Below are 14631 nucleotides of genomic sequence, written 5' to 3'. Positions count from 1 at the left end.
GCAAAAATGGACAAAATTTAATGGCAATACCAAATTCCTAAGCGGCACGATGCAAGCTAGAGTCGCGCCATAGAATAGCGGCGGATCGCTGGTCGCCGAACGCTTTGAAGGAAGGTGGACTAATGCCTCGTGCATTTCGGGTCGTAATGTCGTTGGCGGTGATTGGCGCGGTGGGATACGGCGCCTATGCGACCCGTGATCTCTGGCTTGCCAACGTAGAACGGATGCTTGGCTATCAGAACGCACCCGCTCAGCAGGCGCAGGGCGAACGCCGCAGCGGTCAGGGACAAGGCGGCGGCAGACGGCGCGGCGCGGGACAATTCAGCGGCCCGGCTCCGGTACTGGCCTCCAATGCCACGACAGCCGACGTTCCCGTATATATCAATGGCGTCGGCTCGGTGAAGGCCTTGAATACGGTAACGGTGCGTGCGCAGGTCAGCGGCAGACTCGTCGAAATCGATTTTGGCGAAGGCCAGGATATCAAGAAGGGCGATGTCATCGCTCGTATCGACGATTCCGTCTATAAGGCGCAGCTCGACCAGGCGCTTGCCAAGAAGGCGCAGGATGAGGCTCTGCTTGCGGGAGCCCAGCGCGACCTGAACCGCTATCAGCTCATGGTGAAGACCGCCTCGGGCACGCAGCAGCAGGTCGACACGCAGACCTCGCTGGTGGCGCAATACACGGCGCAGGTAAAGGCTGATGCGGCGGCCATTGAAAGTGCGCAGGCGACGCTCGACTATACGACGATCAAGGCGCCGATCGACGGGCGCACCGGTATCCGCAATGTCGATGTCGGTAACCTCGTCAGCTCGTCGGATTCGACAGGGATCGTGACGCTGTCGCAGATCAGGCCGATTTCCGTGCTGTTTTCCATTCCGCAGCAGCAGCTTGCCCGCGTCAACGCGGCAAGTGCGGCCGGTACGCTCGCCGTCCAGGCCATGGGCAATGACGGAACGACGATAATCGATAACGGCACGCTGGCGGTCGTCGACAACCAGGTCGACCCCACGACAGGCACGGTCAAACTGAAGGCGAATTTTCCGAATGAGAAGCTGGCACTGTGGCCCGGCGCCTTCGTCAATGCCCGCCTGCTGGTGGAGACACTGAAGGGCGTTACCGTCATTCCAAGCGGTGCCGTTCAGCGTGGTCCGAACGGCACCTTCGTCTATATCGTCAAGGACGGTCAGACCGTGGCCATGAAGTCGGTCAAGGTGCGGCAGCAGGATGACACGCTCGCCGTTATCGCCGATGGCGTATCTGCGGGCGACAAGGTGGTGACGACCGGTTTCGCGCGGCTTCAGGACGGAGCTAAAGTCCAGATCTCGGCAAGCGAGGATCAGACGGCGCCGAATGCGCCGGCAGCGGGCGACCAGGGTCAGCCTGTCGCCGAGAACGATGCGCAGGGCAGTCAGGGCAATGGCGGCGAGCAGCAACAGCATCATCGCCACAACGGCCAGGGCGGGAAGAACGGTCATAGCGGTAAGGGCGGCAATGCCAGCCGCGATGGTCAGGATGGGAATGCTCAGCCTGCGGCCGGCGGCAACCAGGCAACGGATGCCAGCGCCAGCTCAGCGCCGGGCAATTCGTCCGCATCTTCGACACAGCAACAATGAACGTCTCGTCGCTCTTCATCTCACGGCCCATCGCCACCTCGCTTCTCGGGGTCGCGGTTCTCCTGGGCGGCATTCTCGGCTTCCTCTTCCTGCCGGTGGCGCCGCTGCCGCAGGTGGATTTTCCGACGATCCAGGTGACGACGCAGCTTCCGGGAGCTGATCCCGATACGATGGCGGCCCTGGTGACGGCGCCTCTCGAGCGTCCGCTCGGCCAGATTCCGTCACTGGCCTCCATGACGTCGTCGAGCGCTTTCGGGATCAGCCAGATCACGCTGCAATTTGATCTCGGGCGCGATATTGACGGAGCCGCGCAGGACGTGCAGGCGGCCATCAATGCTGCCGGCTCGACGCTGCCGCGCACGCTTCCCTATCCGCCAACTTATTCGAAGGTGAACCCGGCCGACACGCCGATCGTGACGCTGGCCTTGCATTCGGACAGCTATTCGATCCGCGAACTCAGCGACTTTGCCGATACGATGATGGCGCAGCGCCTGAGTGAGGTTTCCGGCGTCGGCAATGTCAGCATCCAGGGCGGCGTCAAGCCCGCCATCCGCATTCAAGTCGATCTGCCGCGCCTGGCCTCCTATGGCCTGGCGCTGGAGGATATTCGCTCGGCTATCACCAATGCCAGCGTTGCCGGCGCCAAGGGTGCGCTCGACGGCACGCAGCAGAGTTTCACGCTTGCGGCCAACGACCAGATCGTCGACCCGAACGTCTACAAGTCTGTCATCATTTCCTATCGCAATGGCGCCCCAGTGCAGCTGAAGGATGTCGCGACCGTGGTGGAAGGGCTCGAGAATAACCGTGTTGGCGCCTGGTATCAGGGAAAGCCCGCCGTCATTCTCGACATCATGCGCCAGCCGGGCGCCAACGTCATCCAGACCGTCGAGAATGTCCTGAAGCAGATTCCGAAGCTGAAGCAGGCCATGCCGGCCGGCGTTTCCCTCGATATAGTCAACGACCGCACCGAGACTATCCGGGCCTCGATCCATGACGTGCAATGGACGCTGGTGATCAGTATCGGCCTCGTCATCCTCGTGGTGCTGCTCTTCCTGCGGACGATGACCGCGACGTTTATAGCCGGCGTCGCCCTACCACTGTCGCTGATCGCGACCTTCGGCGTCATGTGGTTCGCTGGTTTCAGCCTCGACAATCTCTCGCTGATGGCGCTGACCATCGGCACGGGTTTCGTCGTCGACGACGCCATCGTCATGATCGAGAATATCGCCCGCCATATCGAAGAAGGCGAAAAACCGATGCAGGCGGCATTGAAGGGTGCCGGCGAGATCGGGTTTACGATCATTTCGCTGACCGTCTCGCTGGTCGCGGTGTTCATTCCGTTGTTGTTCATGACCGGCATCGTCGGCCGCATGTTCCGCGAATTCGCGCTGACTTTGACCATTGCTGTGGTCGTGTCGGCCGTCGTGTCGCTGACGCTGACGCCGATGATGTGCGCCCGCATCCTGCGCAAGCCCAAGGAGCGGCAGGGCGGCTTTCTGGCCGGCGCAGACCGCTTCACGGACTGGATGATCGAAGGCTATCGGCGCAGTCTCGTCTGGGCCGTGGATCGCAGCGCCCTCATGCTGCTGATAACGGTTGTGACCCTGGCTGCGACGATCGCGCTCTACGTGGCCATTCCGAAGGGCTTCCTGCCCGCGCAAGACACCGGCCTGATCACCGCCGTGATCGAGGCGGAGCCGACAACCTCCTTCGAGACCATGAAGCAGATCCAGGCATCGGTGACGGACCGGCTGCGCAAGGATCCGGATGTCACCGGCGTGGTTGCCGTCATCGGCGCCAGCGCGAGCAACCTGACGCTCAACACGGGCAATCTCAGCTTGGTGCTGAAGCCCCGCGACCAGCGCAACGTCTCCGCCGATCAGATCATCGAGCGGATGCGCGACGAGGTCGCCGGCATGCCCGGCATTCATGTCACCTTCCAGAGCGTGCGCGATATCTCGATCAGCACCAGGGCCAGCCGCGCGCCCTACCAATATACGCTGACGGGTACCGACACGAACACGGTGGTCGACTGGTCGCAGAAGCTTGCCCAGCGGCTGCAGGAGAGCCCCAAGTTCATGGATGTCGCCTCCGAGGTCGAGATGGGCGGCGGACGCATTTTCGTCGATGTCGATCGCGAGACGGCTTCCCGGCTCGGCGTATCGATGCAGGCCGTCAACGACACGCTGAACGACGCTTTCGGCCAGCGCCAGATAGCGACGATTTACGGACAGGCCAATCAGTATCGCGTCATTCTGGAAGCCGCGCCGCAATATCAATCGGATCCGAAATCGCTCGACAAGCTCTACGTGGCTGGCGCCAACGACACGCAGATCCCGCTCAATGCCTTCACGACCGCGACGTTTACGACCGCGCCGCTGGTCATCAGCCATGACGAACAGTTTCCGGCCGTGACGATCAGCTTCGATATCGCCAAGGGCGCGTCGCTGAGCGACGCCGTGGCGGAAATCAAGGCGGCCGAACAGGACATCGGCATGCCTGACAATATCCAGCGTAAATATTCGGGCGATGCGGAAGAATTTGCCTCCTCGCTTGCCGGAGAGCCCTGGCTGATCCTGGCGGCTGTCGTTACGATCTATATCGTGCTCGGCCTGCTCTACGAGAGCGCCGTCCACCCGGTGACGATCCTTTCGACGCTGCCTTCGGCCGGTGTCGGCGCGCTGCTGGCGCTGATGCTGTTCGGGCAGGATCTGTCTATCATCGCCCTGATCGGCATAGTGCTGCTGATGGGCATCGTCAAGAAGAACGCGATCATGATGATCGACTTCGCGCTCGAGGCGGAGCGCAAGGAAGGGCTGGAGCCGCGAGAAGCCATCCTGAAAGCCTCGATCTTGCGTTTCCGGCCGATCATGATGACGACGCTGGCGGCCCTCTTCGGCGCCCTGCCGCTTGCGCTGGCGCAGGGCACGGGCGCGGAGCTGCGTATTCCGCTCGGCATCACCATCATCGGCGGCCTGGTGCTGTCACAGCTCTTGACGCTCTACACGACGCCGGTGATCTATCTGGCCTTCGAGCACCTGCGCGCCCGCGTCGTCGGCCGCACGAGCGGCATGCCCAGCCCCGAGATGAATGAAATGGCGGGTGGCGAGACATGAATATCTCCGAGCCGTTCGTCAAACGCCCGGTCGGGACGACGCTTCTGGCGATCGGACTGATGATCCTCGGTATCGTCGCCTATCGCTTCCTGCCGGTGGCGAGCTTGCCGACTGTGGATCTGCCGACGATCGTCGTTTCCGCGAGCCGCCCCGGCGCCGATCCGGCCAGCATGGCGGCGAGCGTTGCGGCGCCGCTGGAGCGACATCTCGGTACCATCGCCGGCGTCACCCAGCTGACCTCGGTCAGCTCGCTCGGCTCGAGCACCATCATCGTGCAATTCGATCTTTCGCGCAGCGTCGATGGCGCGGCGCAGGATGTGCAGGCGGCACTGAACGCCTCAGCGACGGACCTGCCGGGCGATCTGCCGACATTGCCGGCCTTCCGCAAGATCAACCCTGCCGCAGCTCCCGTGCTGATCCTGGCCCTGACATCGGACAATGTGGCGCCGAGCGCCATCTATGACGCTGCCGATACCGTGGTCGTGCAACGCATATCGCAGGTGGATGGCGTCGGTGGTGTTACGGTCAGCGGTGCCGATCAGCCCGCTATCCGCGTCAGGCTCAATCCTGACCGTCTATCGGCCATGGGCCTCTCGCTCGATGCCGTCCGGACCGCGATCGTCAACGCCAGCGTGCTTGGTCCCGTCGGTTCGCTTGACGGCGACGGAGGGGCCTTCTCCATTGCCGTGAACGGGCAATTGCGGACGCCGGAAGCCTACGGCAGGATCGTCATACAGAGTGGCGACGGTACGGCCGTCCGGCTCTCCGATATCGCGACTGTCGAGCCCGGCGTTCGCAACAGCCGCTCAGACGCCTGGTTCGATGGCAAGCCAGCCGTGCTGCTCAACATCACCAAGGAGGTGGATGCGAACGTCATCGCAACGGTCGACGGCGTCAAGCAACTGATCCCCGAGTTGCAGCGGCTCATCCCCGCCGGCGTCAAGATCGCCGTCCTCTCCGACCGCACCACGACGATCCATGCCAGCGTGACCGACATGCAGTGGACGCTGCTCGCCACTATCTGCCTCGTCATGGCAGTGGTCTTCGTCTTTCTGCGGCGCGCAACTCCAACCTTCGCTGCCGGCGTCACCGTGCCGCTGTCGCTGGCCGGGACGCTAGCCGCGATGTGGCTTTTCGGATTGTCCATCGACAATCTCTCCCTCATGGCGCTCGCCGTTTCGGTGGGCTTCGTCGTCGACGATGCTATCGTCATGATCGAGAATATCTACGCCAATCTGGAAACCGGCATGAAGCCGATGCGGGCGGCGCTCGAAGGTGCCAGGCAGATCGGCTTTACTGTGATCTCCATCAGCCTGTCCTTGCTTGCCGCCTTCATCCCCCTGTTCTTCATGGGGGGAATCGTCGGCCGGTTTTTCCAGACTTTCTCGTTGACGCTCGGCTTCACCATTTTCGTCTCGACGCTGGTGTCGCTAACGCTCACGCCGATGATTTGCGGCCATCGGCTCCGCCCGCACGATGTCGAGGCCAAGCCCGGCCGGTTCGGCCGCCTCGTCGAGGGCACGTTAGGCGCGATCATCGATTTTTACGGGCGCACCCTGAAAGCGGTGCTGCATCATCGGCTGCTGTCCGTGCTTGTCATCATCGCCTGCGTCGTCATGTCCGCCTATCTTTACGTCAAGGTGCCGAAGGGTTTCATTCCGCAAGACGATACCGGCTTCATTCAGGGCGGAACCCAGGCTGCGACGGATATCTCCTATTCGGCCATGGTCAAACTGCAGCAACAGGCGGCTGATATCGTCGCCCAGGATCCGGCGGTCTCCGGCCTTGGTTCATCGGTGGGCGGCGGCGGCTTTTCCAGCTCCGTCAACCGCGGCCAGCTCTACATCTCGCTAAAACCGGAATCGGAGCGGGCTCCGACGGCTGAAATCATCGACCGGCTTCGCAAGCAGCTCATGGCCGTGCCGGGGGTGAGCACGTTCCTGTTCTCGCCGAGCGACATCCGCGCCGGCGCGCGCCAGTCGCAGTCGCAGTACCAGTTCACGGTCTGGGGTGCCAATTACGACGAGCTGGTCGAGTGGGCCCCGAAGGTGATGGAGCGGCTGCAGGGCGTTCCGGGCCTGACCGACGTCGCGACCGACAGGCAGCCCAATGGCTTGCAGGCGACCGTCAATATCGATCGGAGCATGGCTTCCCAGCTGGGCGTGAGTATTAAATCCATCGACGCCGCGCTGAACAATGCCTTTGCGCAGCGGCAGATCTCGACCATCTACACGCAGCGCAACCAGTATCGCGTCGTGCTGGAGGCGGATCCGACCTATGCGCTCGACCCGCATGATATCTCCAAGCTTTACGTACCGGCGGCTGGCGGCAAGCAGGTGCCCCTCAGCGCCGTTGCCTCGATCGACCGCACGCTCGCTCCGCTCGTAGTCAATCACCAGGGGCAATATCCCTCTGTCACCATTTCCTACAATCTGGCGCTCAACACGCCGCTGCAGGTCGCGAATGACGCCATCCAGAAGGCGGTGCTCGACATGCATCTGCCGGACACGCTGCATGCGGATTTTGCCGGCGATTCCGCGAGCGTCACGCAGTCGTCAGGCAGCCAGCCGCTCTTGCTCTTGGCAGCGCTGCTGACGGTCTATATCGTTCTCGGCATTCTCTACGAGAGCCTAGCGCATCCGCTGACGATCATCTCGACGCTGCCGTCCGCCGGCCTCGGCGCGCTGCTGGCGCTTGCCATCAGCGGTACGGAGCTGACGATCATCGCCTTCATCGGCATCATTCTGCTGATTGGCATCGTCAAGAAGAACGGTATCATGATGGTGGACTTCGCCCTGCAGGGCGAGCGAACGCTTGGCCTGCCGCCTGAAGAGGCGATCTTCCAGGCGTGTCTCAAGCGCTTCCGCCCGATCCTGATGACGACGCTGGCGGCGTTGATGGGCGCCATTCCTCTCATCGTGGCAACCGGCCCCGGCTCCGAGTTGCGCCGTCCATTGGGTATCACCATTGTCGGCGGCTTGGTCGTCTCGCAGATATTGACGCTCTATACCACGCCCATCATCTATCTGATGCTCGCCAAACTTCACGCAAAATGGTCGCCGAAGTCGCAGCAGCCCGCAGAGCCTGCCGTTTCACCTTCCAGCACCTGATCTTGGTTTGTTGGGAGGTCGGCGAGCCTCTTCCCGTTCGCTGATGAAGGGACGCTCCAGAGCCCCGACTCCGAGATCTGTGCTGTGGCACGAGGGGCGCGCGGACGCCGTTGCGGCAAGCTGCTTTCTCCGGATCCAGCACGATATGAAAAGGGCTCCTGCGATGTCGCAGGAGCCCTTTGCTTAAACGGTGGCGAGATCGAAGCCCGCTTCCCAATGCCAGGAGGCGGGCAGGCCGTCCGCTAGTGTGCGGTTTCCGTGGCCGGTGCGTCGCCCGGCGGTGTCGTTGCCGTCGATTTCACTCCGCCCTTGAAGATGCGGCGCACCGAGACAAAGAGCAGCGGGATGAAGAACACGCCGAGCACCGTCGCCGAGATCATGCCGCCCATGACGCCGATACCGATCGAGTTCTGGCTGCCCGATCCTGCGCCATTGGCGATCGCCAGCGGCAGAACGCCGAGGATGAAGGCGAGCGAGGTCATCAGAATCGGTCGCAGACGCTGTCTGGACGCTTCCAGGGTCGCATCGATCAGGCTCTTTCCCTGGTTCTGCTGTTCGATGGCGAATTCGACGATCAGAATGGCGTTCTTGGCCGCCAGACCGATGGTCGTCAACAGACCGACCTTGAAGTAGACGTCGTTCGATTGCCCGAACAGGGTTGCAGCCAGCAGCGCGCCGAAGATACCGATCGGAACCGACAGCATGACGGCGAGCGGGATCGACCAACTTTCGTAGAGGGCGGCGAGCGCCAGGAAGACGACCAGGATCGAGATGGCATAGAGCTGGCTAGCCTGATTGCCGGAGAGCTTTTCCTGGGCCGACAGGCTGGTCCATTCATGGCTGAAGCCGGGCGGAAGGCTGGCCATGATCTTGTCGATCTCGTTCATGGCGTCGCCCGACGAAACACCCGGAGCTGCAGCGCCCTGGATTTCGACGGCAGACGAGCCGTTATAGCGTTCGAGACGCGGCGAACCGTAGGTCCAGTTGCCGCTCGCAAATGCCGAGAACGGCACCATGTCGCCACTGGTGTTGCGCACATACCAGCGACCGAAATCCTCTGGCTGCATGCGGAAGTCCTTGTCAGCCTGAACGTAGACGGGCTTGACGCGGCCGCGGTCGATGAAGTCGTTGACGTAGGTACCACCCCAGGCGGTCGACAGGGTCGAGTCGATATTCGATAGGGTGATATTCAGCGCGCTCGCTTTTTCCTGGTCGATATTGACCGAATATTGCGGCGTATCTTCCTGGCCGTTCGGACGGGTGCCGAAGAGCTTTGGATTCTTGGCGGCTGCACCCAGCAGCTGGTTGCGGGCGGCAATCAATGCCGCGTGGCCCGCGCCGTTGATGTCCTTGATGAAGAAATCGAAGCCGCTCGAGCTGCCGAAGCCCGGGATTGCCGGTGGTGCCAGTGCAAAGACGCTGCCGTCCTTGATCTTGGAGAAAGCCCCCATGGCGCGACCGGCGATGGCCTGTGCCTTCGACTGCGGCGCCTTGCGCTGATCAAAATCCTTCAATCTGACGAAGACGATGCCGACGTTCTGGCCCTGGCCGCTGAAGCCGAAGCCCGCCACGGCGAATGCGCCTTCGACATAGTCCTTTTCGTTCTTGAGGTAGTAGTCCCTCACCTGATCGAGTACGGCCCAGGTCCGCGATTCCGTGGCACCCGGCGGCAGCTGGATCGCCGTCAGCAGGATACCCTGGTCTTCATCCGGCAGGAACGAGCTCGGCAGACGATTGAACAGATAAGCGACGGCGCCGCCTATCAGCACGAACACAAGCAGGAAGACGATGCTGAGGCGGATCATGCCGTGAACGGTACGCTGATAGCCTCGTGTTCCCCGCTCGAAGTTGCGGTTGAACCAGCCGAAGACACCCCTCTCCTTGGCGCCGTGCTTAGGCTTTTTCAGAAGCGTGGCGCAAAGCGCAGGGGTCAGGATCAACGCGACGATCACGGACAGTACCATCGCCGAGACGATCGTCACAGAGAACTGGCGATAAATGATGCCGACCGAGCCGGAGAAGAAGGCCATCGGGATGAACACGGCCGACAGGACCGTGGCGATACCGATTAGCGCACCGGTGATTTCCTGCATCGACTTGATCGTCGCCTCGCGCGGCGACAATCCCTCTTCCTCCATCACGCGCTCGACATTCTCGACCACGACGATGGCGTCGTCGACGAGGAGGCCGATGGCTAGCACCATGCCGAACATCGTCAATGTATTGATCGAGTATCCGAAGAGCGAAAGCACGCCGAAAGTGCCGAGCAAAACGACCGGAACGGCGAGCGTCGGGATCAGTGTGGCACGGATGTTCTGCAGGAAGACGAACATGACGATGAAGACGAGCACGATCGCTTCGAACAGCGTCTTGACCACGTCCTCGATCGACAGCTTCACGAACGGCGTCGTATCGTAGGGATAGACGATCTCGACATTCGGCGGCAGGGTCTGGCTCAGGTTCGTAATGGTCGATCTGACCGCCTCAGCCGTGCTGATGGCGTTGGCGCCCGAGGCAAGCATGACGGCGAGACCGGCGGACGGATGGCCGTTGTAGGTGGTCGACGTCGTGTAGGATGAGGCCCCGAGCTCGACGGTTGCGACATCGTTCATGCGCACCAGCGAGCCATCGGGCTGGCTCTTCAGGATGATGTTTTCGAACTGTTCCGGCGTCTGCAGGCGGCTCTTGGCCGTTACCGTTGCGTTGAGCTGCTGGCCCTTGCGCTGTGGCAGTGCGCCGAGCTGCCCTGCTGAAACCTGCGAGTTCTGCGCCTGGATTGCGGCGGTGACGTCGCTCACCATCAACTGGTATTTGGCCAGCTTGTCCGGGTTCACCCAGATGCGCATGGCGTAGCCCGCACCGAAGATCTGGGTGTTGCCGACGCCGTCGATGCGCTTCAGCGTATCGTTGAGCGTGCTGGAAACATAGTCGGCGAGGTCGTTCGAGTTCAGCTTGTTGTCGGTGGAGACGAAGCCGACGACCATGAGGAAGTTCGACGTCGACTTTGAAACGACGATACCCGTCGACTGCACGGTCTGCGGCAGCTGCGCCGTGACGAGCTGCAGCTTGTTCTGCACCTGCATCTGCGCGACGTCGGGATCTGCCTTGTTGGTGAAGGTCACCGAAATCGAGGCCTGACCCGTCGAGGTCGACGTCGACGTCATGTAATCGAGATTGTCGATGCCGGTCATGCCCTGTTCGATGACCTTGGTCACCGAGTTTTCGACGGTTGCGGCATCAGCGCCCGGGTAGGTGGCGCTAATGCTGACCGTGGTCGGCGCGATCTGCGGATATTGCGAGATCGACAGCGTCAAGATCGACAGCGCACCCGCCAGCATGATGACGATGGCGATGACCCAGGCAAAGATCGGCCGGTCGATGAAAAAACGAGACATCGTCTAACCTCACTTCTGGGCGCCGGAGGCGGCCTTGGTATCGGTCTTTTCCAATTCGGCCTGCTCCGTGGATTTGGTTTCCGCGGCGGCTGCCTGCTTCACTTCGCCGGTTGCGTCGTCGATGGTGACGGGAGAGACCGTGACTTCCTGGCCGTCGCGGACGCGCTGGCTGCCTTCGACGATGACGCGGTCGCCATCCTTGATGCCTTGGTTGACGAGCCAGCTGTTTCCGATGCTGCGCTGAACCTTGATGACACGCTGTTGGACCTTGTTTTCCGCGGTCACGAACATGGCCGTCGGCTCACCCTTCGTGTTGCGGAAAACCGCACGCTGCGGCACGAGGAAGCTGTTTTCGGCAATGCCTTCCTGAATGGTGGCGCGCACGTACATGCCCGGCAGCAGGATGCGATCGGGATTGGGGAAGGTGGCGCGCACGGTGATCGTGCCGACAGTTTCGGCAACTGAGGATTCGGCAAATTCGAGTGTGCCGGTTTCCTTGTACTGGCTGCCGTCTTCGAGCGTCAGATGCACCGAGACGTTGTCGCCGCTGGTTTTCAGCCGGCCTTCGGCAACCGCGCGACGGAACTCAAGCAGATTGGTGCTCGACTGCGTGACGTCGACATTGATCGGATCAAGCTTGCGGATCGTGGTCAGCGCCGTCGTCTGGGCGGCGGTCACGAGAGCTCCGACGGTGACGGTGGAGGCGTCGACGCGACCGCCGATCGGCGCGCGCATCTTGGTGTAGTCGAGATTGATGCGTGCCGTCTCAAGGGCTGCTTTTGCGGAAGCCACGTCGGCATTCGCCTGAGCCAGAGCCGAAACGGCATCATCCAGGTTCTGCTTGCTGACTGCGTCCTGCTGCGTGAGGCTCTTGTAACGGTCTACCTTCGACTGCGCGCTCGGTACCGCGCCCTGCGCCTTCTGCAGGGCAGCGGCGGCGCTATCATAGGATGCCTGGTAGGAGGCCGGATCGATTTCGTAGAGGACGTCGCCCTCCTTGACCTCGCTGCCCTCCTTGAAATTACGGTTGCGGATGATGCCGCCGACCTGCGGCCGCACTTCCGCGACGAGGTAGGCGCTGGTGCGGCCGGGCAATTCGGCGGTGATGGCGACGGATTGCGGATGCAGCGCCATGGCGCTGACGTCGATCTTTACGACCGGTGCGTTGCTCTGGGCGGCCTTCTGTTCGTTGCAGCCGGCCAGAAGCGTCATGGCTGCAACCCCTGCGGCGACCAGTGCCGTGCGGGTGGACAGAAGGCGAGCGGATATCGTGGGAGATACTGATGCAGAGGTGGAAGAGGCAAGCTTTCGCACGTTGCTATTTCCTGTTGCCTTATTTACAGTACGAATTCGTACGGAAAATATTTGTATTGGTTGAAATGTCAATCGCATTCAGTCGTCGGGGTTAAGATGGAGGCGCTGACAAAACAGCGGGGAGGCAAGGCGGATCAGGCTGCGACACGCCGCCCGCGCGGCCGTCCCAAAACGGTGAGCGATGACGCGCGGCGAGCCGAAATCGTCAAAGCGGCGCGGGCTACATTCTATGAACTTGGTTACGGTGGTACGACCATGGATCTCGTCGCTGCGCACTGCAAGATCTCGAAACAGACCCTTTATCGCCTGTTTCCCGGCAAGACGGATCTCTTCATGGCGATCGTCGCCGAGCATCGCGCTTCGATGCTGGCCTTGCCGCGTGACCCGGACGAGAACCTGCCGCTCGACGAAGCGCTCGAGCAGATTTTCATGATCGATATCGACGAAGCCAAGGAGCGCGAGAGGGAAGCATTCGTGCATCTCGCCATAGCCGAGTCTCGGCAATATCCGGAGATTGCGACGTTGCTGCACACCTATGGGGCAAAACAGTCGCAGCAGATGCTTGCCGACTGGCTAGACCAGCAATGCCAGCGCGGTTTGATCGAGATTGCCGATGTCCTAAGCGGCGCGCGTATGCTGATGACGATGATTTTCGGCGCGATGGTCTCCAAACCCGGCCACCCCAATGATTGGCCGGATCGGGAAACGCGCCTGCGGCACTTGCGTCAGTGCATCGCAATTTTCGTTGCGGGCGTGCAGCCGCGAACGAATGGCCGGTAGGCAGTCCCGGAGCACTTTCGCCTTTCATCGAACAGCGAGAACGCTCATTCTTTTGTTTCCATACACATTCCGGACGGAAAAATGCTCAGCACTTTTCCTGGAAATGCTCAGTCTTTTGGTCCTGATGCATTTCCTTTGCCTCAAGGAGGATGCCGATAGGGTGCGCCAACCATACCGGCATTCTACATGCTCCCCCTCAAAGCCTGATGTGGCTCAATCAATGCGCCATGGCCAGATTCGCCGTGTCCGCGCCCTCTTCGAACAAGGATGTCTGCAGGCCGTTTGCGTACATTTCCTGCAGCACTGCCCCGAGCGCCAGATCCAGGCACCAGACCGGAAACTCCGCATTTAGGTTTTTCGCGCTCTGACGCGCGTAAGTGATAAGTCGAGCGATCGATGCCAGTTCCTTGAGAGACTCCGGATCCTGGTTTGTTGCTCCGATCGGAAATACTGCTGTCATGCTACACCCTCTATTGCCCCCAATTCCGGGCGGATGAACGTATCCGACCCAGAATATGAGCAAATCATAACGAGTGTTTCACGACTTGGCGCGTGACATAAAGCGTGACACCATTTCTGGTTGTTGATGAAGTATAGATCGCAATCTGCAAGATGCGAAAGCAAGGGTTCGATGCCAGGTCGGCAGTAAAATACTCCTTTCGCGATTGACGATGGTGGATGAACGCCGAAGCTGAAAGAACAAAGGCGCGTATCGGTGCCGATGCGCGCCTTTGTTCTACTCTGTTCGGTCGTCCGAGCTTCAGCTGTGAAGGCTGATCGATGTATCGCTTGCCCGTCCTACATGACCGCTCTGTGGTTCGGAAGCATTCGCCAGCGACTTGACCAGCGTCAGCACGGATTGGCGGATACCTGGATCGGTGATCTTCATGAAGGCCTTGTTGAGGTTCAGGCCCTCCTTGGACGTCAGAAACTCCGAGAGATCTTCGAGACCATTGATCGTACCCAGGCCGTCCGTGTTCAGTGGCTGGCTGCTATCCTGCTGGAAGAAAAACGCAACCGGGATGGCGAGGACACCCGCAATCGCCTGCAACCGGCTGGCACCGATGCGGTTGGTGCCCTTCTCGTATTTCTGCACTTGTTGAAAGGTAACGCCGATTTGCTCGGCAAGCCGCTCCTGGCTCATGCCAAGCATTAGCCGCCGCGTGCGCACACGGGAGCCGACATAGGCATCGATCGGATTCGGTACTTTTGCACTCACTGCGCAATCTCCTTGATCAGTATAGGGGGCCCCAGTGGACGCCACCTCACCTACGACACAGTAGAGTAAGCGGCATGTTCGCAA

At 61.1% G+C, this 14631-nt stretch carries 8 protein-coding genes; 4 read left to right on the top strand and 4 right to left on the bottom strand.

The genetic code is table 11. The features are described 5' to 3' along the window. Positions 1-122 precede the first annotated feature (122 nt). Genes GGD46_RS13245 through GGD46_RS13235 form a run of 3 tightly spaced genes read left to right on the top strand, consistent with a single transcriptional unit; the run spans position 123 to position 7839 of the window. On the top strand, positions 123-1613 hold the full coding sequence (locus GGD46_RS13245; RefSeq protein ID WP_184704501.1) for an efflux RND transporter periplasmic adaptor subunit: 1491 nt from the start codon (positions 123-125) through the stop codon (positions 1611-1613). Then, positions 1610-4729 carry a multidrug efflux RND transporter permease subunit gene (locus GGD46_RS13240; RefSeq protein WP_184704499.1) on the top strand — a complete coding sequence of 1040 codons (3120 nt, stop codon included), beginning with the start codon at positions 1610-1612 and terminating at the stop codon, positions 4727-4729. The genes GGD46_RS13245 and GGD46_RS13240 overlap by 4 nt, the downstream gene beginning before the upstream one ends. After that, positions 4726-7839 (top strand): efflux RND transporter permease subunit, encoded by a 3114-nt coding sequence (locus GGD46_RS13235; protein WP_184704497.1) that lies wholly within the window; start codon positions 4726-4728, stop codon positions 7837-7839. Before GGD46_RS13240 ends, GGD46_RS13235 begins: the two co-directional genes overlap by 4 nt. A gap of 242 nt (positions 7840-8081) precedes the next feature. Here the strand turns inward: GGD46_RS13235 and GGD46_RS13230 are convergent, their stop codons facing one another. Both GGD46_RS13230 and GGD46_RS13225 read right to left on the bottom strand, forming a co-directional pair. Then, positions 8082-11234, bottom strand: a complete 3153-nt coding sequence (locus GGD46_RS13230; protein WP_184704495.1) for an efflux RND transporter permease subunit — start codon at positions 11232-11234, stop codon at positions 8082-8084. A gap of 9 nt (positions 11235-11243) precedes the next feature. Then, positions 11244-12548, bottom strand: a complete 1305-nt coding sequence (locus tag GGD46_RS13225) for an efflux RND transporter periplasmic adaptor subunit (protein ID WP_409527680.1) — start codon at positions 12546-12548, stop codon at positions 11244-11246. Between the two features lie 96 nt (positions 12549-12644). Between GGD46_RS13225 and GGD46_RS13220 the strand changes: the two genes are divergently transcribed. Next, positions 12645-13328, top strand: coding sequence for a TetR/AcrR family transcriptional regulator (locus GGD46_RS13220; protein WP_184704493.1), 684 nt, complete (start codon positions 12645-12647; stop codon positions 13326-13328). A gap of 217 nt (positions 13329-13545) precedes the next feature. Here the strand turns inward: GGD46_RS13220 and GGD46_RS13215 are convergent, their stop codons facing one another. Together GGD46_RS13215 and GGD46_RS13210 are read right to left on the bottom strand one after the other, a co-directional pair. Then, entirely contained in the window at positions 13546-13788 is a 243-nt protein-coding gene (locus GGD46_RS13215) for a hypothetical protein (protein WP_184704491.1), read from the bottom strand. Positions 13789-14088: 300 nt separating this feature from the next. Then, positions 14089-14547, bottom strand: a complete 459-nt coding sequence (locus GGD46_RS13210) for a helix-turn-helix domain-containing protein (RefSeq protein WP_184704489.1) — start codon at positions 14545-14547, stop codon at positions 14089-14091. Positions 14548-14631: the final 84 nt, after the last annotated feature.

Origin of the sequence: Martinezella lusitana (genome assembly GCF_014207095.1) — a bacterium.
GTDB classification, from domain to species: Bacteria; Pseudomonadota; Alphaproteobacteria; order Rhizobiales; family Rhizobiaceae; genus Rhizobium; species Rhizobium lusitanum_B.
This window is presented reverse-complemented; position numbering and strand designations above follow the sequence as displayed.

Excerpts from the sequence above, each read along its gene's own strand:
- GGD46_RS13245 (WP_184704501.1), top strand. The coding sequence starts at position 123 with ATGCCTCGTGCATTTCGGGTCGTAATGTCGTTGGCGGTGATTGGCGCG.
- GGD46_RS13240 (WP_184704499.1), top strand. The coding sequence starts at position 1,610 with ATGAACGTCTCGTCGCTCTTCATCTCACGGCCCATCGCCACCTCGCTT.
- GGD46_RS13235 (WP_184704497.1), top strand. The coding sequence starts at position 4,726 with ATGAATATCTCCGAGCCGTTCGTCAAACGCCCGGTCGGGACGACGCTT.
- GGD46_RS13230 (WP_184704495.1), bottom strand. The coding sequence starts at position 11,234 with ATGTCTCGTTTTTTCATCGACCGGCCGATCTTTGCCTGGGTCATCGCC.
- GGD46_RS13220 (WP_184704493.1), top strand. The coding sequence starts at position 12,645 with ATGGAGGCGCTGACAAAACAGCGGGGAGGCAAGGCGGATCAGGCTGCG.
- GGD46_RS13215 (WP_184704491.1), bottom strand. The coding sequence starts at position 13,788 with ATGACAGCAGTATTTCCGATCGGAGCAACAAACCAGGATCCGGAGTCT.